The sequence below is a fragment of the Methylobacterium isbiliense genome (assembly GCF_022179325.1).
GTDB classification, from domain to species: domain Bacteria; phylum Pseudomonadota; class Alphaproteobacteria; order Rhizobiales; family Beijerinckiaceae; genus Methylobacterium; species Methylobacterium isbiliense.
In genome coordinates, this window is the sequence record NZ_BPQQ01000103.1 from 1 (window position 1) to 23,969 (window position 23,969).

The following is a 23,969-nucleotide window of genomic DNA, read 5'->3' on the forward strand; positions in this document are numbered from 1 at the left end:
GCCAGCGGATGCTCGCTGGCGGTGGCGATCGTCGCCGCGGCTGAAAAGCAGGGCCTCGCCTTGGCGTCGGTCAGTGACTTCGATAGCCCGACCGGCCGCGGTGCCTTGGGCACCGTCGAGGGCCACAGGATCCGCCTCGGCAATGCGAAATTCCTGGGCGAGGCCGGGATCCCGACGGCGGCGCTCGACCAGCAGGCGGACCGCCTGCGCCAGGACGGCGCCACGGCGATTTTCATGAGCGTGGATGACCGGGTGGCTGGCGCCATCGCGATCGCCGATCCGATCAAGGCCACCACGCCTGAAGCCCTGCAGGCCCTGCGTGCCGAAGGCATTCGCGTGGTCATGCTGACCGGCGACAATCGCACCACGGCTCAGGCGGTGGCGCGCGCACTCGGCATCGATGAGGTCGAGGCCGAGGTCCTGCCCGACCAGAAGAGCGCGGTGGTCAAAGCCCACCAGGCGCAGGGCCAGGTGGTCGCGATGGCCGGCGATGGCGTCAACGACGCCCCGGCGCTGGCTGCGGCGGACGTCGGCATCGCCATGGGCAGCGGCACGGACGTCGCGATCGAGAGCGCCGGTATTACGCTACTCAAGGGCGACCTGAACGGGATCGTGCGTGCCCGGCGGCTGTCGCGCGCCACCATGAGCAACATCCGCCAGAACCTGTTTTTCGCGTTCATCTACAACGCGGCCGGCGTACCAGTGGCGGCCGGGGTGCTCTACCCGTCCCTCGGCATCTTGCTTTCACCGATCATCGCCGCTGCGGCGATGGCGCTCTCGTCAGTCAGCGTGATCGGCAACGCCCTGCGCCTGCGAACCACCACCCTCTGATCCCGTCCCTCGTAGGCCGCTGATGCTTTGGCGAACTCACCATGGCGTGCTTGAGGTTCTGGCTGTCCTGCAGCAGGCGTGCCAGGAGGGAGAACTTGGCGCGGCCGAACACTTGCTCCAGGCCCTCGAAACTCTCGCCCGCGGTGGCAGGAACCCAGGTGACCGATCGGCTGCGGCGTGCCTGGACGAGGCTTACCTGTTCATCTCCGCGTCGCTCGCGCCCAAGCTCTCCCGGCCGGCAGCGGTCTACCGGCCGCTTGTAGACCGTCGAGAGCAACAGGACTGTGAGCCTGGAGTGGAAGCTGTTTCTCCACAAGTCTCAGACACGCCTCAGCTGATAGCCGGGCTGCCTGATGCGCGAAGGCTCAGCGGTCGGCCAGCCGGTTGTAGACCGGCACGAACAGCATGGCCGTGAGCCACGCCGCCGCGGCACTGCCGAGAATGCCCTCGAGTAGCGTGCGCAGCACGTTGTCGGGGTTCGTGGCAAACAGCCGGATCCAGGCATGTGAGCCACCGCCCACCGGCCAGACGAACGACAGAGCGAAGCAAACGACAAACAGCCCGACCAGCGCGCTGGTCAGGCCGCAGCCCGTAGCGATGAGGTTGAGAGGTGTGTTCAGCCCCGTGCCGGCGGATGGACGGTCCGAAGTCAGCGTGGCCATGGAGGCCTCCCGGTTCTGTATTCTGCCGCTGATCGTGCGCCTGACGGCCCGTTCGCGGATTGATCTGCCTCAAGGCCGCTGGTGTCGGCGGCCGGCATGGTGCAGGGGTGACCGGAGCGCCCGCCCATGCACGACACTTCGTCCGCCTACGGCCTATGGGGCTATGTGCTGGTCAACGCCGCGGTGTTCATCGCCTTCGCGTTCAGCTTCGCCAAGCCGAAGACCCCGCGCGACTGGCGCTCCTTTGGCGCGTTCAGCGCCTTCCTGGCTGCGCTGTTCGCCGAAATGTACGGGTTCCCGCTGACCATCTACGTGCTGTCCGGCTGGCTGCAGTCGCGCTTTCCCGGTGTCGATTGGTTCTCGCATGACGCCGGCCACCTGCTGGAGATGATCTTCGGCTGGAAGACCAACCCGCACTTCGGCCCCTTCCACGTGCTCAGCTATGTGCTGATCGGAGCTGGGTTCTGGCTCACCGCCGCGGCCTGGAAGACCCTCTATGCGGCCCAGCGCGCCGGTCAACTCGCCACCACAGGGGCCTACGCTTGTGTGCGCCATCCTCAGTACGTCGGCTTCGTGCTGGTGCTGCTCGGGTTCCTGGTTCAGTGGCCGACCCTACTGACGCTGGCGATGTTCCCCCTGCTGGTGGTCATGTACGTGCGCCTGGCCCGCAGCGAGGAGCGCGAGGCTCTGGCGCAGTTCGGCGAGACCTACCGGGCCTACATGGCCCGCGTCCCCGCCTTTGTGCCGCGCTGGGCTGCCCTGGCCAGGCGCCCGGCGGCCCCGGCGTGATCCTTTCCTGCTGAGGAGCTTTCCCCCTAGACCACGCCCCTGCACGCCTGCACCGCCGCTACCATGACGATGGCTGACGGGGAATGGAACGACACGCGGCAACGGGGCGAGGGCTCCGGAAGAACGTCGTCGGTCCCGGCTTGGCGATATGGCCTGCCGTGCATCGGTCCAGGGGGCTCGGCCGACACGTGCAGTGAGCCCAACCGGGGATAGGGCCTCTCCACCCGAAGCAGGCCCCCGTCCTCAAGCCCAACCGCGACAGCACCACTGGTGCGCTCGGCGCGCTCGGTCAGTGATGCTTGTACCAGCCGACCCCCCTGATGTTGTTCCATGCATCCGTTTGGTGGCAGCGGTAACACTGCTCAACCCGCACATGCTCCTGCCCGGCGACCTTCTCGGACACCATCTCGAAGTGCATCATGTAATGGCTCGGCGGCGCTTGGTGGCACTGCGCGCAGTCGGTGGATCCCGGTGAGGGATGCCGGAACCCGTTGACCGTCCAGGACGTCACCCCGTGGCAGGAGCCGCAGCCTTCCCCGAACAGGCCGCGATGCGGGTCCCTGTTGGAATGGCAGGTCGCACAGACCAGGTGCGTAGCGTCGCCGCGATGGTCCGGCAGGATCCCGAGCCCCTCGGCTAACCGCAGCAGTTGTTCACTCGCACTTCTCGCCATTGCGGCGTCCGCCCCACGCTCGAAGCCTGCCGCCGCGAGCGCCGAGTGCTGCATCTCCGTCAGCTTCGCGCGGCCCTCATGCTCCACATGGCAGCCGCTGCACGTGCCGATGCTGGCGTGGAAACTGGTGGACTGTTTCGACAGAATGGCAGGTGAGTTGGCGTGACAGGCGATACAGTTCCTCGCCTCTACCCCGATGTGCGGCGTGTGGCAGGTCTCGCACCGCTGGGTGATGAACCGATGCTTGTCCGTGAGCGCACCCGGCATCACGAGGCCCTGCCAGCCGGGTACAGAGGTGCCGCCGGTCCGGTGCACCAGGTAGGGCACCACGAGGCCCGCCAGAACGGCTGCCAATCCCGTCAGCACGTAGAGGGCGGTCGTGCGGGTCATTGCAGCCAGCGTAGCCCGTAGTAGAGCCCCGACCAGACATGCAGGGTGAGCAGCCCGTAGAGGAGGATGGCTACCAGGATGTGCAGCGGGAGCCAGCGGTCGAAGAGATCGCGCGTCACCTCCTCGCTGCGGATCGCGGACTCAACGTCCGCCATGGCATCCGCCAGCTCAATCAAGCCCTCCCGCTTCCCGGCTGAGACCGGAATCTCCTCCGGCGCGAAGAACACGCGTCTCAGCCAAGCGGCCGGCCCGCCAAGTCCGGGAGCGGCGGGCACTCCCGCCGACGAGACACGCTCAAAGGCGGCCGCGAGGGAGGCAAGGTCGGCGCGCTCGCCCTGGACCGCTTTCGTGATGCGGGACAGAAGGTAGCGCCCGACGTACCCCGTCACGACGACAACCAGTAGCATTCCGGTAAGAGAGACGCCGAGCGGGCTGCGGAACTTGTGGGCCGCATGAATCAGCCCGAGGATGGGGCCGAGCACGCCGGCGTAGACGTGGAGGGCGAGCAACGTCCTCATCGAGACCTGCCGAGTTACCCGCGACTTGATGGCCGGGATGCGCTTCACGACGACGTAGAGAAGCGGGAACAGCATCAGCAGGGCACCTGCGATCCCGAAGAGACTACCCGTCAGGCTGCCGGGGAACCGCGGAGATACGTGGAAGAGGTAGCCGAGCGGCAGAAGGAGAAGAAGTGCGGCCAGGGATCCCACCGCGACGGCGCTGCGCTCCTGCATCGGCTCACGCCTCCACCTGCAGGTTGGCGCCGGTCGACTTGGCTTGGCACGCCAGGATCAACCCGGCGGCCTTGTCCTCCGCTGGCAACCCGTCCTCCACCTCCATCGATACCGCTCCCTGCAGCAGCTTCACCTTGCAAGTCCCGCAGATGCCCACGCGGCAAGACCATGGGATCTCGACACCCACGCTCTCCGCCGCCTCCAAAACCGTCCTGTCCGCAGGCAGGGGGGCCGACTTGCCCGACCGGGAGAAGATCACCGTGTTCGCGGCGGGGGCGACCACCGCCTCCACAGGCGCGACGACCGGAGGCGTTGCACCGCCGAACCGCGCGGCCTCAGCTCGCGTCGGGGGCGCCGGCGGGAGCTTGTCCGCCGGAAGGGACGCGGGGCCGAAGGCCTCTGTGTGGATCTTGTCCGGCGGGACGCCCAATTCCGAGAGCGCCTCCTTCATGGCGGCCATCATCGGCGGCGGACCGCAGAGGTGGATGCGACGGTGTGGCAGCTCCGGAACGGCTGCCTGGAGGAGCTCCTTCGTGATCTGCCCTTCCGGGCCCATCCAGTCCGTACCTTCGCTGCGCGTCATGGTCGCGAGCACGTGCAGGTTGGGGTGGCGCCGTTGCAGATAGGCGAGCTCGTCGCGGAACACGAACTCCGCGGTACTGCGCGCGCTGTAGACGAAATACACCTCGCCGGGCCAGGCGCGGTCGGTCAGGTAGCGCAGCACCGACATCAGCGGCGTGATGCCAACCCCTCCGCCGACGAGGACGATGCTGTCCTCGCCCAGCCCCGTGAAGGTGAAGGCCCCGTAGGGGGCGCTGACCTTAAGCAGGTCTCCGACTTTCACGCGGTCATGCAGGAACTGCGAGACCTTGCCCTGGGCCTCGCGCTTAATCGAGAGTTCCGCGTAGGCCTGCCGGGTCGGTGAGGACGCGATGGTGTAGGCGCGCCGGAGGACATCACCGGGCGTCGGTTCGACCTGCACGTTCATGAACTGCCCGGGCATGTACTCGAATGGCAGGGCCGCACCGGACGGTTCGACGAGCCGGAACGTTTTGATCGAGGGAGTCTCTCGAACGACCTGCGCTACCTTGAGCTCGCCGGACCAAGCGCGGCGTGGGGGGGATTGTCGCGGAGGTACGACCGTGTCGGCCGACGGAGCCCCACTGGGAGCCGGGGAGGGGGCGGGCGCCGGTGCTGGGAAAACAGCTGCAGGGGCTTGCTGCCCGACCTGTGCAGGCAGGCTGGCCGGCACCGGCGGCCCCGTTCGCCTCAGGATTGATTGGACGCGCCGCATCCGCATGAATTGCAGAGCGAGCAGAGTCGCTGCGGACAGGGCCAAGCCGACCATCAGGGCGATGTGCCCGGGCGAGAAGGTCGTCAGGCTCATGGCGCCTTGGCCCGCCGCGGCCTCTGGCATCGGCAGACTCATCTGGCTTCTGAACCAAGCGAGCGCCACTGTTTGGGGCGGATCGCCTGCACTTAGGGCGAGGTGGGAGGACAGTCCGCTCTCAAACAGGGATAGGCCCTGCCTCATCTGTCCGGCGGCGTCTCGCATGCCAACCGCGTCGCCGGCCGAGAACGCCCGCATCGCCCCGTCGGCCCCGCCCACGAGCAGGGGCAGGCCGGATCCCATCCGGCTATGAGCTTCCCGTGCCGCGGCTTCGCGCTCGGTTGGCGTTAGGGCCGGCATCGTCATCAGGGTAGGGTAGAACTGCTTTCGGGGGGCCCCGTGCATCCCCTCCATCATGCCACCCATGCCGTCGCGGGCGGCTGGTGCGCCTTCGACCGGTGGAGTGGCAGGCGAGGAGGGATGGTGACCGGCATGGCCCCCGTCCGACTGGGCGTGAACAGGGGCCATGCCGACGGCCGTGCCCAGGGCGATGAGGGCAGCGCCTGCGATCCACGCGAACCGCCACCTTCCACTCAACGGAGGCATGATGTCCTCTGCGGCATGGACAGCAATCCCCGCTCATAGCTTCAGCTTTACCGCTCGAACGGCAGGGTCGTGAGAACTGGGCAGCGAGAACTCAGAACGTTGCTAGGAAGGGCACGACGAGCTCATCGGCGACGTGCTTCTGGTGCTCGTCGAGAGCAGCGTAGAGGTTGGAGAAGGCGGTGCGCGCGGCGCGGATCGCCTCAAGCCGTGCTGTCAGGTGGCGTTCGTACTGGTCGAGACGGGCGGATGGAGTGGATGCAGGGGCCGTGAGCTGCTGGCGCGCTTCGAGCAGGTGCTGGCGGCCGGAACGCAGGGCTTCGGCAAATTGGTTCCACGCGCCGGTTTGAGCATCAGTGATCCGCAGCTCGGTACGCAGGAATGCGATGCGCCCGTCGATGCGGTCCATCATGTCGACGCCGTTCGAGCCCATGCCCGGCATGGCTTGGTTCTGCTGCATGCGGCGCATATCATCGCCCATCATACCCATACCCATGCCGCCGGACCCGGATCCCCGGCCCTGTTGCATGTTGGATCGTCCCATCGAGCCCTGCTGCATGCCGCCCATGCCGCAGCAGCCCATCCCCATGCCGCCAGTCTGGCCGGCCTGGGACCCGCCCTGCCCCATGCCGCCGGAAGACTGCATGCCCATCATGTCGTCCTCGGCGACGATGATGCGGTCGGTGCGTCCGGCCGCGGGCGTCGCCATGGACGGGCCAGACAGAAGGCTGACGACCACCAGCGCAGACGCTGCGCAGAGAAGGCGGGATGATTGCATTGAACTGCTCCCAAACGATGAGTGGATCGTGCCTGTCGCGGCCGTTCGCTCGACGGGCGTTATCGTCAGCGCAGCCGCCGGTGGCATTGATCCAAATCACGCGAGCGCGCGGCATGGCTCGCAGTACCGGCTCGAATGGGCGGACAGAGCGAAGCGACTTGATTTGCCTCAATGCCTATTCGCACGCGCTGCCCTCATCCTCGGTCGGACGGTTCTGTAGTGCAGCAAACGAATTGGTGACGGTGCGATGCCCCGCTCCTCTGACACGGATGCGCTGCCCGATGCGGTGGGCTGCCTCTGCTCGGACCCGCGCGGACGGCGAGACGAGGACCTGCCTTGCGACCTGCGGGACGAGGAGGAGACCCAAAGGTTCCTTCTGCGGCAGGCTGGCCGCCGCGTCGTCGCGGCAGACGCGGTCATCTCGAAGGGTGGGGTCAGCGAACGCCGATGCTTCCGCGTCATGGAGGGGGTGGCGCGGCTTGTTCTGATCGATGTGGATGGGCGCCGGCAAGTTACCCGCTTCGCCTTCCCGGGCGACTACTTCGGCCTCTCTCGGTCAGAGCGCGAGCTGGTCGCCGAGGCGGCGTCTCACGCCGTGTTACTGGAATTCGATGCCGGACGGCTGCAGAGGCTGAGCGACTGCAACCCGCACCTGGCGAGGCAATTGGCGACAGCGATGAGGTCAAATCTCGGCCAAGCCATGGAGCATGTGGTTCTCCTGGGCAGGAAGACCCCTCGCCAGAGGCTGGCTGGGTTCCTTCGGATGCTGCACCGGCAGCTCGGCCTTGGTGACGTCGTGCCGGTTCCCATGCCACGCACCGACATCGCCGACTACGTGGGTCTCACCCCCGAGACGGTGAGCCGCGCATTCGCCGACCTGCGCCAACGTAAAGTGGTCGATCACATCGACCGCCACCTGCTCCGGGTTGACCTACCGGCGCTGGTGATGATTGCCGACGGGGGAGCATGACGGCCTGCCGTCCGGGACCAAGCCTGTGCAAGAGAGGTTGTCGTCAACGTCAGGAGATGTCGGCCTTGGCTGGAGGCGCTGCTAGGGCCGCGCTCACTTGATCCCGGCCTTGAGCGAGATGCCGAGGAAGGGGCAAACCAGCATAATGCGGGCAAGAACGCTGATGCTCTGCACGGTGGGGGTGACGGCGGCCCTCCGGATAACTTCCGTGGCCACCAGGACTTCCAGCCCGAACAGGATGCGCCTTCCGAAAGACGCCCAGTACGGTTCGTAGCTGGCCGACCATCCGAGGTCACTGCGAGCTCCCCTGCTGGCAATGAGCAGGGAGAGCACGGAGATCGCGCCAGTCGTGGGGAGACCGAGCCCTTCCATGCCGGCGGTCATGAGGCGGGTAGGAGAAAATGCAATGCTAGGTTTCGTTCGAGCGCTTGATTGAAATCAATGCAGAGCTGCTCTCAGCGGTATTGATTGGATGCTGAGATGAAGTTTGGAGTGTGCGTGTGCAATTGCCGCACGCCTCCCCAGCGGGCCACACCCGGATCTGATTGCCGCCGGCTGAGAAGAGGCCGGTTCAATCACCAAATCCGGTCCTGATAACCTTGTTCACCATGGGGCATGCATCTTGGCTGAAGCTGTGCATACATCGAGGCGCAGACAGCACTCCAAATCGGCAACGAGGTTGGGAGCGGTGATCGGGCCCGTTCTCGTCGGGGTCAGCCTGACCGCTATCTCAGCTTTGGCCCAGGCCAACTCCGCACCATTCTCGGCAAGCGACGATGTCGTTAGGCGAACGGCACCTGGATCGCACCATCCCCAGTATATGGCACCGACGGGAAGGCGAAAGCCGCCGGGCTCAAGCCTGGACGCAAGGGAGGGAAGCTCTCCTCTTCTTGATCACCACGATAGAGAGCTAAAGGAACACACTCTCAAAAGCATCTGCCAAGGAGCGTCTGGCTGTGAGGGAGGCCATCGGCGCCCATGAGGGCAGAGGAAGATTTATATATGGGGCGCAACTGGCCAATATCCGATCACTTTTTCATGAGACCAGCAAGATCCAACCACGGGATATGATATCTCAAAAGGAGATAAAGATGAAGAAGGCAATATTGATCGCCGCCAGCTTGGCTTTCCTCTCTGCTCCCGCTCTGGCGCAGGGTGGTTCACCGTACAACGACTCCGGCTCGCAGGCTGGTGGCCCCGCCGGGGGCATGGGCCGGCGGATGGGATCCTCGAAAGCTGAGGATCCGAGTATGGTCATGCCGCCACGCGGATCTGCAGGCACGACTGCCGCAGCAGCGAGCCCACGCAAGAGCATGGGAAAGGCGAAACCTGGCAATATGAAAATGAAGCACAGTGGTAAGCGCAATCATTCAATGTAGTATCATGCAGAAAATGCGTTCAAACAGCTCGGTGAGGTCTCTGTAGGTCATACAGCGTGGCCCGATCCGGTGTCGGCGCCGCCTGCATCTAGGGCGTCTCTGAAAAGGGGTTCCCATCGGCGGGATAGAGGCCCATGTGGGCGGAATGCGACGCTTTGAACTGACTGACGCGCAGTGGGAGCAGTTCGCCCCGCTGCTACCTCCGTACAAGCCGCACATCGGGCGGCCTGCGGAAAATTTCGGTCAAGTGCTCAACGGCATGCTCTGGATCCTGCGCAGATGCGCTGCCCGAGGCGGTGGGCTGCCTCTGCTCGGACACGCGGGGATGGCGGGAGGAGAACCTGCCTTGCGACCTGCGGGACGAGGAGGAGACCCAGAGATTCCTTCAGCGGCAGGGCGACCGCCGCGTCGCGGCGGCGGACGCGATCATCTCGACAGGCGGGACCACGGAACGCCGGTGCTTCCGCGTCATGGAAGGTGTGGCCCGCGTCGTTCTCGTCGACGTGGAAGGGCGTCGGCAGGTTGTCCGGTTCGCCTTCCCGAGAGACTACTTCGGCCTCAGCCGGGGGGAGCGCGAGTTGACCGCCGAGGCAGTGTCCCATGCTGCGTTGCTGGAATTCGATGCCGGACGGCGGCAGGGGCTGAGCAAGTGCAACCCGCACTTGGCGAGGCAAGTCGCCACGGCGATGAGGTCGAACCTCGGCCAAGCCATGGAGCACGTGGTCCTGCTGGGCAGGAAGACCCCTCGCCAGAAACTGGCCGGGTTCCTCCGGATGCTGCACCGACACCTCGGTCTCGGTGACGTCGTGCCGGTTCCCATGCCACGCACCGACATCGCCGACTACGTGGGTCTCACCCCCGAGACGGTGAGTCGCGCGTTCGCCGATCTGCGCCAACGTAAAGTGGTCAATTTCTTCGACCGTCACCTGCTCCGGGTTGACCTACCGGCGCTGGTGACCATTGCCGACGGGGGAACATGACGGGCTGCCGTCCGGGCCGCTGCAAGAGGGGCTGTCTTCGGAAGATGTCGGCTGGGGCTGTTGCTGTGATTGTGGCTGGATGCGCTGCCAGGGCCATGCGCCCTCGATCTCGGCCTTGAGCGAGATGCTGAGGAAGGTGCGGATCAGGATGATCAGGGCGAGCACGGTGACGCTCTGCACGGTTGGCGTGACGGCGACTGTGCGGATGATGTCCGCCGCGACCAGGAACTCCAGCCCGAGCAGGATGCCCCGGCCGAAAGACGCCCGGTACAACCCGTAGGCGCCCGACCATCCCGAGGCACGGCGTGCGCCCCGGACGGCGATGAGCAGGGAGAGCACGGAACTGGCGCCGATCGTGAGGACACCGGCCGCTTCCATGCCGACCGTCATGAGGCGGGTCAGAGGAAAGGCGTCTTCCATGGGCAGACCCGCTCCACCGGTGGACGCAACCTACCGCAGCTTGCGGATCTGCGTGACCATGATGGCCCCCTTGTGCCGCCCGATGACCGCGTGGACCGGATCCCCGGCCGCGATCCCGCGCAGCTTCGCGAACGAGATGGCGTGGAAGGTCATGTGCATACGGGGCATCACGATTGAGCCGTCACCGCTGCGCATCTCGGGATGCACCATGGTCACGCTACCCGAGCCCGGGTCGACCGACTCAACCCGGGCGTCGAAATGAACGTGGCGGGCCGGATCACCGCGCTCGGCCTGCAGGCGCTCCATGCGCGAGAGCCACTCGAAGCCGTCGATCGAGGCGTCGGTCGCGCTTGCCTCGCCGCAGGCAACAGCCAGGCTCAGCAACGCCAAGGATAGCAGCAACTTTCTCATCATGCCTCCTCCGCGTCCGATCAGGCTCTGCTGGAGGAGAGAGCCTGTTGACGGCGATTGTCGTTGATCACGGCGCTCGCTCGGCCCCCATGCCCGCGGTCGCACAGGACTGCTCCCGCAGGCAGGAAGCTAACAGAGCCCGAGTGTTTGCCGGGAGAGATTGCGCCCGCCTCACCGGATCATCAGGGCTTGCTCAAGCGTCGAGCTCCCCGAGGGGGGCGTTCTCGTCAGTGCTGCATCCTGACGTTGACGATCTTGACCGTGCCGCCAATCTCAGCGGCTTGAAACTGGACCTGATCACCCGGCTTAAGCATCCTCAGGTGAGCCGTGTCCTGGACCGGGAACGTCATAGTCATGGCTGGCATGTTTATGCTCGGAATGGCGCCGTGCGCAATAGTGAGTTGATTTCCCGAGAGGTCGACGTTCTTGACCTCAGAGGAAATCCAGGGTCGCTCGCTGGGATCCTTCTGCTTCGGTCGCAGCTGTTCCATCTGCCGGAGCCAATCGACGCTGTTCATGTAGGCGAGCTGGGTCTGAGCGAAACCGCTCGTGGATCCCAGCATCAGCATCCCGCCAGCCAATGCGAACATGAGCTTGCGTTTGGAATGGTTCATGACGAGCTCCTTCATAACGCCCTTTGCATACCAAGCTCGATTTCCACCTCCTTGATTTGGATCAAGCGCGATAGGCCAATTTGAAGCCCTGTCTGAGGCATAGCAGGAGCAGTTTTCGCATGCTTCGCAAGCGGCTTCGCTACCGCCAGCAAACCGTGCGGCTCCATATCAAGATAGGGCGGCAACTCGCGAGCCGTGGCTGCACAGTTTGTTGCACCGAGCACGAAATCGCAGCTGCATACATAACCTCCGCGTAGCCCTGTGTTGTTCTGGTCACAAATTCCGAGAAAACAACTCGAGGCTTGAGCCGAGCGTTGATCGGGGCCGCCTGTCTGATTTCGATCAATGCTGCCCTCGCCGGATCTGGTGGAGGCTGCCGGGCTGAGAGGCGCTCCAACGGGACTGTGGCACCTTGTGCCGCAGGCCGCGACCAGACGGAGGCGGGAGCATGAAGTTATTGGGGCTATTCAGGCTGTTACGACCCGCATCTCTCCTCGTTGCTGCCAGTTTCCCGCAGCTGGCCGCGGCGGCTACTTACGATTTCGTGCTCGAACGCCGGACAGTAAACGTCACCGGCCGCGAGCGGGCTGGCATGCTGATAAACGGCCAGCTGCCTGGGCCCACGCTGCGGCTCAAGGAAGGCGAGGATGCCGTTATCAACGTTACTAACCGTCTCGGCGAGAGCGCGTCGATCCATTGGCACGGTCTAATCGTTCCACCCGAGATGGATGGTGTGCCGGGCATTTCCCCGGGTTACGGCAATGGCATCCCGCCGGGTCAGACGTTCACCTACCGGTTTAAGGTGAGGCAATCGGGAACTTACTGGTTCCACAGTCACTCGTCCGGCGAGCAGGAACAACTCGGGATCTACGCGCCCCTGATCATCGAGCCCCGCGAGCGCGAGCCGTTCCGGTATGACCGCGATTACGTGATTATGCTGTCGGACTGGACCGACGAGGATCCGAGTCGGATCCTTAAGAACCTGAAAGCCGACAGCAGCTGGTACAATCTAAACCGGCGCACCATGGCCAGTCTAATCGACGAGCTGACCAGAGCGCCGGATGCCGATGCGCGACGGGCTGTCGTTGAGGATCGGGTCAACTGGGACATGATGCGCATGGACCCGACCGACATCGCAGATATCGGGGGGCTCACCTATCTGGTGAACGGGCAATCCCCCGAGCGCAACTTCACGGCTCTCTTCCGACCGGGCGAACGGGTCCGCCTGCGCTTCATCAACGCGTCCGCGATGACCTATTTCGACGTTCGTATTCCAGGCCTCAAGATGACGGTCGTCCAAGCCGACGGCAACAACGTCCAGCCCATACGCGTTGACGAGTTCCGGTTCGGCAACGCCGAAACGTATGACGTCATCGTTCAGCCGGCCGAGGAACGCGCTTACACTATCGTCGCCGAGCCAATCGACCGGACCGGCTTTGCCCGCGCAACCCTGGCACCGCGAGAGGGAATGGTTGGGGCATTGCCGCCCCACCGCCTTCGCCCGCTCGTCTCGATGTCCGAGATGGGCATGAATTTCGGTCCTAAGGGGAACGACCGGGGCACGCCACGACCTGAGGAAGACATGCCGGGTCATGTCGCCCCGGAAATGCCCATGGCCTCGATGAACGGCATGGGCGAAGCAGGAGGTCAGCAGGCTGGGCATAACGCTATGGCCGGCATGCAGGTCGGCGGGTCCATGCCGCCGGACGGCGCGTCGGGCATGAACCACAGCCGCATGGCAAATGGCGCGAGAAGGACCAGGAAGCCGGTCAAAACGCCGGCCATGCCTCGGATGGATCACGGCGCCATGCAGCGCATGAGTCGCGCCCCTGTCGAGCAGAACCCCGCTTGGGTCCAGATGCCGAGCATGGAGCATGGCAGCATGCCGGGTCTCCGCCCGGGCATGACGTCTACCAGCACTACTCCACCGACCGGGGTTCTTGCGGCAGCAACGGGAGGTCTACAGCAGGGTCACCAAGCCTATGCGCTGCATGGGGGTGAGGACATGCCGAACGAGGGGCCCATGCTCGGCCACAGCGCACCCGATGCCCTGGTGAACCGAACGGGCGCACCGCCCGGCACGCGAGTTTTATCATACCGCGACCTGAAGGCGCTCAAGCCTTACCCGTACAAGAAGTACGACCGCATCATCGAGATGCGCCTGACCGGCAACATGCAGCGCTACTTCTGGTCGATCAACGGCCGGAAGTTCAGCGAAGCCCAGCCCATCGTTCTCAGGCTCGGCGAGCGGGTCCGCTTCCGGTTTATCAACGAAACCATGATGCCCCACCCGATGCACATTCACGGGACATGGTTTCTGCCGGATGTGGGCGCTGGCGCGCGCAACCCGATGAAGCACACGGTCAACATCAATCCCGGTGCGACGCTCGACGTCGACGTGCCGGCCGATGCGGAGGGGCCCTGGGCATTCCACTGCCACCAGCTCTACCACATGGAAGCCGGCATGATGCGCAAGATCATCGTTCAGCGCCAAGCTGCGGCACAGCATTAGGAAGGAGCGGACAATGCGCGTTCTTCGACTTGCTGGCCTGTTCGGAGCCGCGGTGTTGATACCCGGCCTCGTGTCGCAGCCTGCCGCCTCCCAGGAGGTGCCGATGGCATCCACACCGTCGTTCTCGGCTTTTCAGCCTATTGCTCAGGGCGGATTTCCCGATCAGCAAATCTACTACAACGTCCGCTTCGACAAGCTGGAAGTGAAGCCGCAATCCGGCCGCCACGGTTATGAGTGGGACGCGGAGGCCTGGGTCGGAACGGACTACGATAAGATCTTCGTCAAGACCGAGGGCTTCAACAACGGCGGAGCGGGCCGCTCCGCGTTCGGCAGGACGCCCCGTTGGGAGAGCGCTGAGTTCCAGGTTCTGTACTCGCGCCTGATCAGCTACTTCTTCGACTTTCAGATCGGCGTGCGGCAGACCATCGAGCCGATTTCACGAACTTACGCCGTGATCGGTGTCGAAGGCCTTGCCCCTGGCCTCTTCGAGCTCGACACGCAGGCCTTCATCAGCCAGAAGGGCGAGGTGTCCGGCCGCCTGAACGCCTTCTACGACGTGCTGCTCACGAACCGCTTTGTCTTGCAGCCCCGCTTCGACATAAACGTCTCCGCGCAGCGGGTGCCCGAGCTATCGACGGGACGCGGTTTCACAGATTTTGAGCTGAGCGCGCGCCTCCGGTACGAGTTCACGCGCGAGTTTGCGCCGTATGTCGGCGTCTCGTGGGAGCGAAAGGTGGGCGAGACAGCCGCCATCGCAAAACGGGATGGCGAACAAACTTCTCGGTTGTACTTACTGGGCGGCCTTCGCCTACTGTTTTGATCACGCTTTAAATGTTTAATGAATTCAAATTATGCGGCGATAAGGTCTTCTGCGTTTACGAGTTAAGATTAGACCCGGGGCGATGCGTTTTACCGCAATGCGCAAGATTGGCCATGGGCCTGTTCACCGTCTAACGAACATGTACGGGCAATGCAGTTGATTTGGATCAAGGCTTCGTTGGAGGTGTGTCATATCATAGGGGACTGAGAAGCTTGGTAAAACGATTTGCGCGCAGCACCATCTACGCGTGGAGCGTACCAGCAGGAGGCTCGAGATGTCACGCCTCTTCAGTACTTTGATCGCCGGAGCCCTCTTAGCAGGTGCTGCTCCTTTGAGTGCGAGCGCGGGCGAGAGCGGGATTGGTTTTCTCCAGCGCTACCAGGCACTCGACCGTCCCAACCAGTCTGTTGAACGATTTCGTATCGATCCTCGCTTTAAATCCGGTGACTTTTTCGGTGCCACCGGTTCTATCCGGCCTTGGCGAGCGCTGGCGAGAACGCGGGTGTGTATCCAGTAGACCACGATTGCGAGCTCTAGCATTACAGTTGCATGTTGATGCGCCTATCTGAAGGGTTTCGGACGGAGAGCCCGATGCCCTCAGTCTCGCTGGAGACCACGTTGGAACTCTGGTCGACGTCGCTGCGCGAGGCCAAGCAGCGCATGCGACCGCTGTTTGCCGCTCCCAGTGTCGCCGCCTCGGCCAATGCCTTCCTGGACGGGTTACTCGGGGGCGAGCGGCGCAAGACCGGCTGGATGCGCGCGGAAGCAGCTGGGGATCCCGGCCCCTGGCGCCAGCAGGCGATCCTGGGCCGCAGTCACTGGGACGCGGACGCCCTGCGCGATGTCGTGCGAGACCTCGCGATCGAGACGCTCGCCTCATCAGATGCGACCCTGGTGCTCGACGAGACCGGCTTTCTCAAGCAGGGGAAAGCCTCGTGCGGCGTGCATCGCCAGTATACCGGCTCGGCCGGCAAGATCACGAACTGTCAGATCGGCGTGTTCGCGGCCTATGTCTCGGATCAGGGTCACGCCTTCATCGATCGTCAGCTGTATCTGCCCAAAGCTTGGAGCGGTAATCCGGCCCGCAGGCGGGCCGCGCATGTTCCCGACGAGATCGCCTTCGCGACCAAGCCACAGCTGGCGATGGCGATGATCCAGCGCGCGATCGCCGCGGGGGTGCCGTTCGCCTGGGTAGCGGCAGACAGCATCTACGGGGTGGGCGAGATCGAGATGGTGCTGCGGCGCGCCTCCAAAGGCTACGTGCTGGGCGTCACCGGCCAGCACAGCTTCTGGTCCTGGATCACGGAGCGCCCCATTGCCGGCACGGCCGAGGACATCGCCAAGGGTCTCTTGGAGACGGACTGGATCCGCCTGTCAGCTGGGGCGGGCACGAAGGGGGCGCGCCTGTTCGACTGGGCCTACCTGCCTCTGGCCACCCTGCCGGCCAGCGCCGTGGATCCGGCCCTCGATGAGAGCGAATGGACGCGCGGATTGCTGGTGCGACGCAGCCTGTCGGACGGGGCTCTGGCTTACTTCACGACGTGGTGCCCAGCCGGCACGCCCGTCACGAGGCTGGTGGCGGTGGAGGGCCGCCGCTGGGCGATCGAGGATGCGTTTGAGACCGCCAAGACGGAACTCGGCTTGGCCCACAACGAGAGCCGCTCCTGGCATGGCTGGCACCGGCACGTCTCGCTGGTGATGCTGGCCTTTGCGCTGCTGACGCGGGTCCGCCGATTGGCGAACGGCGCGCCCCCAAAAACCGCGCTCATCGCCACGCTCGCCGGTGCCCTGGTCGGTCCAGGAGATCCGGCGCGTGGCGATGCAGCTGGCCCAGCGGCGCATTGAGCCCGCTGTCGTCATTGCATGGTCAGCCTGGAGACGCGCTCATCAAGCTGCAGCCCGAGAAGCACATCTGAAACGGCGCATGCAACTGTAATGCTAGCTCGACCATGCCCTGGCCGAGATCCAGGCCGTGCGGAGCAAGGCTGAGCAGCCACTGACCCGGGAGGACTTGCGCCAAGCGATTCTGATCGGCGCGGTCGAGCGTGTGCGCCCCAAGATGATGAGGGTGGTGGCGATCATGGCGAGCCTGCTGCCCATCCTCTGGAGTACCGGGGCGGGGTCGGAGGTCATGCAGCGCATCGCGGTGCCGATGATCGGCGGAATGGTGTCGTCGACCGTGCTCACCTTGATGGTGATCCCGGCGATCTATGCCCTGGTGAACGGGCACGAGCTGCCCCCGGCCGGCGCGGTCCGTTACACGGCAAAAGAAGACGCGATGCGGCTGCCGGAGGCAGCCGAGTGAGAGCGAACGGGAGATGATGATGCGGAGCGATGCGATGCCCCCCCGGCGAGCCGTGCTCGCGGGAATAACTGCAGGGCTGGCGTTCGGACGTGCCGCCCTGGCGGAGCGGTTGCCCACGGTGGCGGTGACCAAGGACCCGAGCTGCGGCTGCTGCGAGAGGTGGGTCACGCACCTGCGCGAGGCCGGCTTCGCGGCGACGGTCGTCGAGGCGCCGGTGAACCCGCTCAAGATCCGTCTCGGGGTGCCCCGCGATCTCGCCTCCTGCCACACAGCCCAGGTCGACGGCTACGTGGTCGAGGGGCACGTCCCGGCTGGGGTGATCAAGCGGATGCTGGCGGAGAAGCCCAAGGGCACCGGGCTGGCCGTGCCGGGCATGCCGGTCGGCTCGCCCGGCATGGAGGTCGAGGGCATGGAGCCGGAAACCTACGACGTCGTGCTGTTCGGGCCGTGTCTGGATGCGAGACCTCCTTGGCGTCTGCGACAACCTTGAGCGCTGCGGGGAGCGCGTCCGGATCAGGCGGCTTGGTGACGGGCTTGGCCAGCTCCGGCTTCGCCTTCAGCCGCTCACGCAGGATTGTGTCTGGTGATCGCCCCTTCAGGACGCGCTGACGGCGACCGTTATAGGCCGCGTTGAAGCCGGCCAGCACTATTTCAAGATCACGATGACTGTAGATCGTAATGCCCAGCACCTCACGTTGCACACGTCCGTTGAAGCGCTCCACCATCCCGTTGGTGCGCGGCGTATAGGGCCGCGTGGTGCGATGCGCGATCTTGTGCTGCCGGCAGGCCGCCTCGAAGCCATCCGCGGTGAAGCAGGAGCCACGGTCGGTCAGCAGGTGCGTGACCCGGAAGGGTAAGGCCGCGAGCGCCTCCTCCAGGAAAGCCACGGCTGAAGCAGCGGTCTCATCATCTTTGACGGCCAGGTGCACGTACTGTGAGGCACGATCGATCGCGACATACAGGTAACGTTTGCGCGTGAGACGGTCGCGATCCTGCAGCTTGGGCAGGTGCTTCACGTCCATATGCACGAAGCCGACCTCGTAGTCCTTGAAGGCGCTGTGCGGCTTGCGGGAGCGATCAGCGGGCGGGAGGCGGTTGAGGCCCTCGGCCTTGAGGATGCGGTAGACGGCATCCCGGTTCAGGTGGGGCAGGAAGCGACAGACGATGAAGGTGAGATCGTCGAGCGGGAAGCCGGTGGCGCGGCGGAGCGCGCAGACGATGGCGCGCTCCTCATCGCTGGCTTTCCAAGGCAGCTTGTGAGGTCGGGCGGAACGGTCCTGGCAGTCGTCGGGCCCGCGTTTGCGCCATTTGCGGATGGTCTCGGCGGAGACGCCGTAGCGCTTGGCCAGCACGCCGGACGGCTCGACTGAGCGGGCGATCTCGGCGCGCACGGCTGGGGTGGTGCGGGCATTGAGATGGATTGCGAGCATCAGCGCGCCCTCCTGGCTGAGGAGCGCCGGTCCGGCTCGAAGCGCCAGGCATGCTCCTCAATCGCCCAACGGGCCTGATCCCAGCAACGTTCCGCAACCAAACAGCAGGCTCCGCACTCCACTGCATGGACGACAGCATTCCGTTCATCGCGCTCTGGCATGGGGGAACCATCGCCCTCTGCTCCCTTGCTGGTGCGCTCCTCGGACCGCAGCTGCTGCGCTGGTAGGCCGCCTGTTGGAAGAGGTTGCCCCTCGGTACGTTCGGCAGGGTGCCGGATCAAGATTGTACGCCTGCTGCCGCTACGGAGTTCACGGGCGTGAGTGCGTCATGATTTCACTCTTGTAAGTTCGGCTGAGTGCGATGAAGACGCCTTTGCAAGAATGGCACTGGAGCGAACTCTGGCCGCTCGCCCTCATCGCCATCGTGATCGCCTCTTGGGCCCTGTACCATTTCCTTGCGCCCCAGTCCTGGCGCGGCTGGGCTGGAGTCGGCGCCGTCCAGGCGTTCATCATCGCGCTCTATACGGAGATGTACGAGTTTCCCCTGACCATCTACGTCCTGACCAGCTTCCTGCATGTCCCAATCCCGCTTGTTCATGACAGCGGACATCTCTGGGCGACGCTCCTGGGGTACGGTCCTGCGGGCGCACTGGTCGAGATGGCCACCGGCTACGCGCTCGTCATCACAGGTCTGATCCTGATTGCCAAAGGCTGGCGAGCTGTCCTGCGCGCCTGCGGGCGCCTGCTCACCGATGGAATCTACGCTCGCATGCGCCACCCGCAGTACAGCGGCCTGTTCTTGGCTGTCCTCGGTCAGCTTATTCACTGGCCGACCATTCCGACGCTGCTACTGTCGCCGGTGATCGTCTGGCTTTATGTCGGTCTCGCCCGACGTGAGGAGAAGCGCCTCCTCGCCGAGTTCGGAGACCGCTACGCGGCCTATCGGCAGCGCGTGCCGATGTTCATTCCGGCGCTGACGGGAAGGCGCCGGGCATCCCGCACCTCCTGATGTAACGAAAAGATTTTGCCTCCCGAACTCATGAGCAATGGCGCCGAAGCCATGGCGCTCCCTCGGAGAACGGTGGACAAGATCATGAAGCCCCTCATCGGTATCGCTCTCGCAACGCTGGCCTCCGTCGGCACGGCATCGGCCGCGCCCACCTGGCAGTCGCGGACTGGCCCGCGCCTCCACGCCCCGTATCCCGCTCCCGCCTTGCGTGATCCGGAGACGACCGGAAGCCTCGCAGGCAGCCTGAACCGCACGCGTGGCCTGCGCGACCTGCAGGGACGAGACTTCCGCAGCAGCACACGCGGCAACGCCCGATTCCCGGAGCGCCTGCCGGCTCAGCAAAACCTCGGCGGCACTGCAGGTGGGCCTGAGTTTTGAGCGTCCCTGCTCGCACGCCTCCGCTGGCCGAAGCGCGCGCCGCGGCCGCCCCCGCGCGGCGGCACCTCCAATTTTTGCGCGCTCTCGCCGTGGTTCTGCTTCTCGTGGGCACCGGCGTCGCCCTTGCGTCGTCCTTCAGCCGCGGCTCTTCGGACCCTTACGCCTTCGAGCTCGTCGAGCGCGAGGTGAAACAGGGTTACGGCACGACCATCCTGGTCCGGCTCGTCGACGAGCGGACCGGCAAGGTGGTTCCGGATGCGGTCCTGTTCATCAGCCGCATCGACATGTCGCCTGACGGGATGGCCGCGATGACGGCTCCGCTGGAGCTCCAGGCCGATACGATGCCCGGCTACTACCGTTTCGAGACTGACCTCTCGATGGAGGGGGCTTGGGCGCTCACGCTCGCGGCCAAGATCCCAGGGCTTCCGAACCCGATCCAGCGCAGGCTCGTCCTGCAGGCAGTGCCGTGATGCATCAGAACACGCCGTTCCGTGACTTCGAGGAATTCGAGACCGCCCCCTCCGGCGGTCGGATCACGTGGATCGTGGGTATCCTTCTCTTCGTCATCATGCTCGTGGCCGCCCTCGGTTTCGGCTACGGGCTCGGGCGCGGGACCTGGACGGTCCCAAGCGCGATCTCCGGCCACCTTCCGGCCGCCCTGACCGGCTGGCTGCCGCGCGGGGGGACGCAGCCCGAAGTGGCGGGTGCGCCGGCCGCGTTCAAGGACTACGCCTTCGAATTCGTCGGGAAACGAGCCAAGCAGGGCGAGGCGGTGCTGGCGGTGCGCCCGGCCATTAAGGGCATCTCGCTGCCCGGCATGCCCCCAGGCTCGCCCGGCATGGACGGTGAGAAGACGGAGCCGTTCACGGTCTACGGGATCAGGGACGGCGACCCGAAGGTCTTCGCGCGCGAGTAGCGCGAGGGCGGAACCACCCGAAACCCACCGACGACAGGAGAACCCATGTCGAAGATCTCGAAGCTCGCGCCCGCCGCCGTACTCGGCGCGGCCCTTGTTGCCGGCATCGCCGGCGTCTCGGCCGAGACTGCCACGTCCCCGTCCACCAACTCGGACAAGGGTATGATGGGTGGCATGATGCAGGGCGGCAACATGCCGATGATGCAGGAGATGTTGAAGATGATGGAGAACTGCAACAAGATGATGCAGACCACGAAGGACCGGCAGAACCAGGGCGGACCCGGCCAGCCCTCCCCGGACAATCGCGGCTGAGGTCCTTGAGGCCTGTCTGAACCGTCTGGTTCGGCGGCAGGCTGAGATCCAGGAACAGCGGGCACAGAAGTGCTGCACGTTCTTGTTGCACCCGCAGACGAGTTCGCCGCCCGGCACCCCCCGCCGGGTCGCGACGGAGGCTTCCCGAGAGGTCTCCGCGCGGGGCTGGCCCAGCAGCCAGCCCCGCTCTCTTGCCTCGGCCGGCCTGACCTCCGCCGGTCGAGGCCTTTTGGACATGCCGGGAGGACGCCGGAGCCGGCGGGGCATGTCGTTCCAGAGGGCGCGTCCGCGAACCAAGGAGTTCAGGATGAGTGCTCACCATCCTGGCGACCGGCCGGAGCTCGCTCCTGGGCGGAACGAAGGGCCGGGCCCGACTCCACCGTCGCCTGTTCCGCCAGCCCGCTCCCGCGGCGGCATGAGCTGCGGCATGGGCGGCGGGTCGATGTCCATGATGTTGGCCGTCCTGGTCGGCGTCGTCATCGGTGCGCTGCTCTTCGGCGGAGGGGGAGGGCTGACGAGCGTCACCCAGGTCGGAAGCTGGACGTTTCTGTTGTTCCTGCTCCCGTGCCTGCTGATGGTCGGCGCAATGATGATGATGGGCGGCGGATCCGACAAGCAGAAGCGGCCCTGACGCCCGCCGGGGCCGGACGATCCCCGCCGGTTTCTTCGAGCGGGAACCGGCCCTCAACACGTCTTCCGAAGGAGCGCACGCCGATGGAGCCCACCTTTGCGCGCCCTCGATGGCTCGACCGGCCCGCATCGGTCGCGCGGCATCGAGCTCCTGCGGACGCGCGCGACGCGCTTCCGGGCCTATCCGGACCCGCGGCTCCCCCTGGATCGAAGGTGGCGTTGGCCTGACCCTTCCGGGGCATGTCGGGGCGTCCGGCACGGGCGGACCCTGGATCCGCTCGGCGTGGCGGTTGCCCGGTGCCGCCGCACTCGTCGTGGTCGGCACCCTGTCAGCCCATGCACAGGCCAAGCAGTCCGCACAGCCGCCGGACCCGGCGGTGGTCCAGCGCGGCGCTTACCTCCCGACGGCTGCCAACTGCGCCAGTTGCCACACCATACCCGGGAGCGGCAGCGCCCATCAGCTCGCCGGCGGACGGGCGCTGCCAACTCCCTTCGGCGTGTTCTTCTCGCCCAACATCACCCCGGATCCCATCCACGGGATCGGAGGATGGACTTTCGGCGACTTCAAGCGCACGCTGCGCCGCGGCGCCTCGCCAAGCAACACCCACTACTATCCGGTCTCCCCCTACACCTCCTACACGGGGATGTCGGACAGCGACATCGAGGACCTCTGGGCCTATCTCGGCTCGGTACCCCCGGTGTCCCAGCCGAACCGTCCTCACGAGCTCGGCTTTCCCTACAGCCTACGGCTCGCAATGGCCCCTGGAAGGTCCTCTTCCTGGACCAGGGTCCCTTGAAGCCGGAGCCGGGCAGGCCCCCGGAATGGAACCGGGGTCGGTACCTCGTGAATGCGGTCGCGCACTGCGCCGATTGCCACGCGCCGCGCAATCTCCTCGGAGCCGTGGACCGGGGCCGCACGATGTCGGGCACGCGCGAGCGCCTGGAGGGCTACGAGGTCCCGAACATCACGCCCGACATCCAAACCGGCATCGGCCGGTGGAGCGTCGGGGACATCACCGGCCTGCTGGCCGGCCGCGGAATGCGGGTCATGCACGTCGGCGGCCCCATGCGCGAGGTGGTGCGGAACACGTCCCGGCGCTCAGAGGCCGACCGCACCGCGATGGCGGTCTACCTGAAGTCCCTTCCGCCCCGCTTCGGCGAGGTCAAGCCCGGCGGGATGATGGGAGGGATGTGCCATTGATCCACCGCCCACCATACCTGAGGTCTGGGGCTGTTGATAAAGCCTCGGCTGCGATGGCGAGTGATGCTGCGGCCTGATTCACTTCGCCGAGGCTGCCGGAGAGCTGCGCATGCTCGGCCACAAGGAACGCGATCAGGGCGAGCTCTTCATTACCGGCTCGCTGCGCCAACTCCTCCCCGACGACTCATCGCCGTCGCCAATTTCGACGATGCGCGACAGCGGATCAACATTTTCAGCAGCCAAGTCCCGACGCGTGACGACCGCTTGAAGCCCGACATCGCCGCCCCCGGGGCCGACATCATCGCCGCCAATAGCTTCAGCGAAGACGACAAGGCCTGGATCGGCAAAACCGGCACCAGCATGGCAAGTCCTTACGTCGCTGACGTCGTCGGCTTGATGCTCTCAGCCAACAAAGATCTCACGTCGGCGCAGTGATCGGGCATTCTCCAGCGCACTGCGCGTCCGCTGCCTGGCGCCTCCTATGATTGGCGCAATGACGCCGGGTTCGGTGTGATCGACCCAACCGCCGCGGTTCAGGAGGCGCGCACGTTCAACCAGAGCGTCGAAGTCTGAAGGAGCTTTTCCGTGAAGCTAAACATCTTTCAGTCCGCGAAAGGCGACTGCCTGCTGCTCGATGCGAAGGACGGCGCTCGCATCCTCTGCGACGGTGGCATGGCTGCGAGCATGCACGAGCATGTTCGAGAATCGACTACATCTACATCTCGCACATTGATCAGGACCACATTTCTGGCGCGTTACAGCTGCTCGAAGATGAACTGAAGTGCGATCTGACCCGCGCTCTGCAAGAAGATCGGCCGAGCCCGCGACCAACTCCTGGTCTTCCTCGACCATCCTGGCAGCGTGGCGGTCAGTAGAGTCGGCGACTGGCGCG

28 protein-coding genes and 4 pseudogenes are annotated in these 23,969 nt (G+C 65.2%); 21 read left to right on the forward strand and 11 right to left on the reverse strand.

What is annotated here, in order from left to right; genetic code table 11:
• The coding region (locus MFF61_RS30730; RefSeq protein WP_238241487.1) for an HAD-IC family P-type ATPase at nucleotides 1-831 on the forward strand (831 nt) is incomplete at its 5' end.
• A gap of 365 nt (nucleotides 832-1,196) precedes the next feature.
• Here MFF61_RS30730 and MFF61_RS30735 read toward each other — a convergent pair.
• On the reverse strand, nucleotides 1,197-1,493 hold the full coding sequence (locus MFF61_RS30735; protein ID WP_238241488.1) for a hypothetical protein: 297 nt from the start codon (nucleotides 1,491-1,493) through the stop codon (nucleotides 1,197-1,199).
• A gap of 126 nt (nucleotides 1,494-1,619) precedes the next feature.
• Between MFF61_RS30735 and MFF61_RS30740 the strand changes: the two genes are divergently transcribed.
• Entirely contained in the window at nucleotides 1,620-2,282 is a 663-nt protein-coding gene (locus MFF61_RS30740; RefSeq protein WP_238241489.1) for a methyltransferase family protein, read from the forward strand.
• Nucleotides 2,283-2,571: 289 nt separating this feature from the next.
• Here the strand turns inward: MFF61_RS30740 and MFF61_RS30745 are convergent, their stop codons facing one another.
• The 4 genes from MFF61_RS30745 to MFF61_RS30760 all read right to left on the reverse strand — a co-directional run bounded on the left by MFF61_RS30745 (nucleotide 2,572) and on the right by MFF61_RS30760 (nucleotide 6,721).
• A complete protein-coding gene (locus tag MFF61_RS30745) occupies nucleotides 2,572-3,345 on the reverse strand; it encodes a class III cytochrome C family protein (RefSeq protein WP_238241490.1) in 774 nt (257 codons plus the stop codon).
• Nucleotides 3,342-4,079, reverse strand: a complete 738-nt coding sequence (locus MFF61_RS30750; protein WP_238241491.1) for a hypothetical protein — start codon at nucleotides 4,077-4,079, stop codon at nucleotides 3,342-3,344. Before MFF61_RS30750 ends, MFF61_RS30745 begins: the two co-directional genes overlap by 4 nt.
• A 4-nt stretch (nucleotides 4,080-4,083) precedes the next feature.
• The gene (locus tag MFF61_RS30755; RefSeq protein ID WP_306423426.1) at nucleotides 4,084-6,015 is read right to left on the reverse strand and encodes a 2Fe-2S iron-sulfur cluster-binding protein; all 1,932 of its coding nucleotides are present in this window, start codon (nucleotides 6,013-6,015) and stop codon (nucleotides 4,084-4,086) included.
• Nucleotides 6,016-6,106: 91 nt separating this feature from the next.
• Complete coding sequence (locus MFF61_RS30760) at nucleotides 6,107-6,721, reverse strand: Spy/CpxP family protein refolding chaperone (protein ID WP_238241492.1); 615 nt, start codon at nucleotides 6,719-6,721, stop codon at nucleotides 6,107-6,109.
• 316 nt (nucleotides 6,722-7,037) lie between these two features.
• Here MFF61_RS30760 and MFF61_RS30765 point away from each other — a divergent pair, with 316 nt between their 5' ends.
• Nucleotides 7,038-7,760, forward strand: coding sequence for a Crp/Fnr family transcriptional regulator (locus tag MFF61_RS30765; protein ID WP_238241493.1), 723 nt, complete (start codon nucleotides 7,038-7,040; stop codon nucleotides 7,758-7,760).
• A gap of 93 nt (nucleotides 7,761-7,853) precedes the next feature.
• On the opposite strand, the gene MFF61_RS30770 is transcribed toward MFF61_RS30765, so the two are convergent.
• Entirely contained in the window at nucleotides 7,854-8,144 is a 291-nt protein-coding gene (locus MFF61_RS30770) for a DUF1622 domain-containing protein (protein WP_238241494.1), read from the reverse strand.
• Between the two features lie 1,140 nt (nucleotides 8,145-9,284).
• Between MFF61_RS30770 and MFF61_RS30780 the strand changes: the two are divergent.
• Nucleotides 9,285-9,416 (forward strand): annotated as a pseudogene (locus tag MFF61_RS30780) (transposase); the annotation flags it as partial.
• Between the two features lie 19 nt (nucleotides 9,417-9,435).
• A complete protein-coding gene (locus tag MFF61_RS30785; protein ID WP_238241495.1) occupies nucleotides 9,436-10,119 on the forward strand; it encodes a Crp/Fnr family transcriptional regulator in 684 nt (227 codons plus the stop codon).
• Here the strand turns inward: MFF61_RS30785 and MFF61_RS30790 are convergent.
• The 3 genes from MFF61_RS30790 to MFF61_RS30800 form a co-directional block, all read right to left on the reverse strand.
• Nucleotides 10,081-10,539 carry a DUF1622 domain-containing protein gene (locus tag MFF61_RS30790; RefSeq protein ID WP_238241496.1) on the reverse strand — a complete coding sequence of 153 codons (459 nt, stop codon included), beginning with the start codon at nucleotides 10,537-10,539 and terminating at the stop codon, nucleotides 10,081-10,083. The two genes, MFF61_RS30785 and MFF61_RS30790, sit on opposite strands and share 39 nt — an antisense overlap.
• A 30-nt stretch (nucleotides 10,540-10,569) precedes the next feature.
• Nucleotides 10,570-10,950, reverse strand: a complete 381-nt coding sequence (locus MFF61_RS30795; RefSeq protein WP_238241497.1) for a copper-binding protein — start codon at nucleotides 10,948-10,950, stop codon at nucleotides 10,570-10,572.
• Between the two features lie 227 nt (nucleotides 10,951-11,177).
• Nucleotides 11,178-11,564, reverse strand: a complete 387-nt coding sequence (locus MFF61_RS30800) for a copper-binding protein (RefSeq protein WP_238241498.1) — start codon at nucleotides 11,562-11,564, stop codon at nucleotides 11,178-11,180.
• A gap of 448 nt (nucleotides 11,565-12,012) precedes the next feature.
• On the opposite strand from MFF61_RS30800, the gene MFF61_RS30805 reads away from it, so the two are divergent.
• The 6 genes and pseudogenes from MFF61_RS30805 (at nucleotide 12,013) to MFF61_RS30830 (ending at nucleotide 17,691) form a co-directional block, all read left to right on the forward strand.
• Nucleotides 12,013-14,076 carry a copper resistance system multicopper oxidase gene (locus tag MFF61_RS30805; protein ID WP_238241499.1) on the forward strand — a complete coding sequence of 688 codons (2,064 nt, stop codon included), beginning with the start codon at nucleotides 12,013-12,015 and terminating at the stop codon, nucleotides 14,074-14,076.
• Between the two features lie 13 nt (nucleotides 14,077-14,089).
• Nucleotides 14,090-14,896, forward strand: coding sequence for a copper resistance protein B (locus tag MFF61_RS30810; RefSeq protein WP_238241500.1), 807 nt, complete (start codon nucleotides 14,090-14,092; stop codon nucleotides 14,894-14,896).
• A gap of 274 nt (nucleotides 14,897-15,170) precedes the next feature.
• Nucleotides 15,171-15,413 (forward strand): hypothetical protein, encoded by a 243-nt coding sequence (locus MFF61_RS30815; protein ID WP_238241501.1) that lies wholly within the window; start codon nucleotides 15,171-15,173, stop codon nucleotides 15,411-15,413.
• A gap of 74 nt (nucleotides 15,414-15,487) precedes the next feature.
• Nucleotides 15,488-16,741: an IS701 family transposase gene (locus MFF61_RS30820; RefSeq protein ID WP_238241502.1), complete on the forward strand. Its 1,254-nt coding sequence runs from the start codon at nucleotides 15,488-15,490 to the stop codon at nucleotides 16,739-16,741.
• Nucleotides 16,742-16,838: 97 nt separating this feature from the next.
• A pseudogene (locus tag MFF61_RS30825) lies at nucleotides 16,839-17,201 on the forward strand (efflux RND transporter permease subunit); the annotation flags it as partial.
• Between the two features lie 19 nt (nucleotides 17,202-17,220).
• Nucleotides 17,221-17,691, forward strand: a complete 471-nt coding sequence (locus MFF61_RS30830) for a DUF411 domain-containing protein (RefSeq protein WP_238241503.1) — start codon at nucleotides 17,221-17,223, stop codon at nucleotides 17,689-17,691.
• On the opposite strand, the pseudogene MFF61_RS30835 reads toward MFF61_RS30830, so the two are convergent.
• A pseudogene (locus MFF61_RS30835) lies at nucleotides 17,651-18,631 on the reverse strand (IS481 family transposase); the annotation flags it as partial. The gene MFF61_RS30830 and the pseudogene MFF61_RS30835 overlap by 41 nt on opposite strands.
• Before the next feature lie 113 nt (nucleotides 18,632-18,744).
• Between MFF61_RS30835 and MFF61_RS30840 the strand changes: the two are divergent.
• From MFF61_RS30840 to MFF61_RS30885, 10 genes and pseudogenes are all read left to right on the forward strand, one after another.
• Nucleotides 18,745-18,858 (forward strand): annotated as a pseudogene (locus tag MFF61_RS30840) (NrsF family protein); the annotation flags it as partial.
• A gap of 134 nt (nucleotides 18,859-18,992) precedes the next feature.
• Entirely contained in the window at nucleotides 18,993-19,640 is a 648-nt protein-coding gene (locus MFF61_RS30845) for a methyltransferase family protein (protein WP_238241504.1), read from the forward strand.
• A gap of 72 nt (nucleotides 19,641-19,712) precedes the next feature.
• The gene (locus MFF61_RS30850; RefSeq protein ID WP_238241505.1) at nucleotides 19,713-20,018 is read left to right on the forward strand and encodes a hypothetical protein; all 306 of its coding nucleotides are present in this window, start codon (nucleotides 19,713-19,715) and stop codon (nucleotides 20,016-20,018) included.
• The gene (locus MFF61_RS30855; RefSeq protein WP_238241506.1) at nucleotides 20,015-20,488 is read left to right on the forward strand and encodes a FixH family protein; all 474 of its coding nucleotides are present in this window, start codon (nucleotides 20,015-20,017) and stop codon (nucleotides 20,486-20,488) included. Before MFF61_RS30850 ends, MFF61_RS30855 begins: the two co-directional genes overlap by 4 nt.
• A complete protein-coding gene (locus MFF61_RS30860; protein WP_306423427.1) occupies nucleotides 20,488-20,934 on the forward strand; it encodes a DUF411 domain-containing protein in 447 nt (148 codons plus the stop codon). The genes MFF61_RS30855 and MFF61_RS30860 overlap by 1 nt, the downstream gene beginning before the upstream one ends.
• A 45-nt stretch (nucleotides 20,935-20,979) precedes the next feature.
• Entirely contained in the window at nucleotides 20,980-21,246 is a 267-nt protein-coding gene (locus tag MFF61_RS30865; RefSeq protein ID WP_238241508.1) for a hypothetical protein, read from the forward strand.
• Nucleotides 21,247-21,673: 427 nt separating this feature from the next.
• The gene (locus MFF61_RS30870; RefSeq protein ID WP_238241509.1) at nucleotides 21,674-21,877 is read left to right on the forward strand and encodes a hypothetical protein; all 204 of its coding nucleotides are present in this window, start codon (nucleotides 21,674-21,676) and stop codon (nucleotides 21,875-21,877) included.
• Nucleotides 21,878-22,190: 313 nt separating this feature from the next.
• On the forward strand, nucleotides 22,191-22,673 hold the full coding sequence (locus MFF61_RS30875; protein WP_238241510.1) for a c-type cytochrome: 483 nt from the start codon (nucleotides 22,191-22,193) through the stop codon (nucleotides 22,671-22,673).
• Between the two features lie 122 nt (nucleotides 22,674-22,795).
• A complete protein-coding gene (locus MFF61_RS30880) occupies nucleotides 22,796-23,077 on the forward strand; it encodes a hypothetical protein (protein ID WP_238241511.1) in 282 nt (93 codons plus the stop codon).
• 186 nt (nucleotides 23,078-23,263) lie between these two features.
• Nucleotides 23,264-23,512, forward strand: coding sequence for a S8 family serine peptidase (locus tag MFF61_RS30885; RefSeq protein ID WP_238241514.1), 249 nt, complete (start codon nucleotides 23,264-23,266; stop codon nucleotides 23,510-23,512).
• Nucleotides 23,513-23,668: 156 nt separating this feature from the next.
• On the opposite strand, the gene MFF61_RS30890 is transcribed toward MFF61_RS30885, so the two are convergent.
• Nucleotides 23,669-23,969, reverse strand: a 301-nt coding sequence (locus MFF61_RS30890; protein ID WP_238241515.1) for a hypothetical protein, incomplete at its 5' end; no start/stop codon positions are given.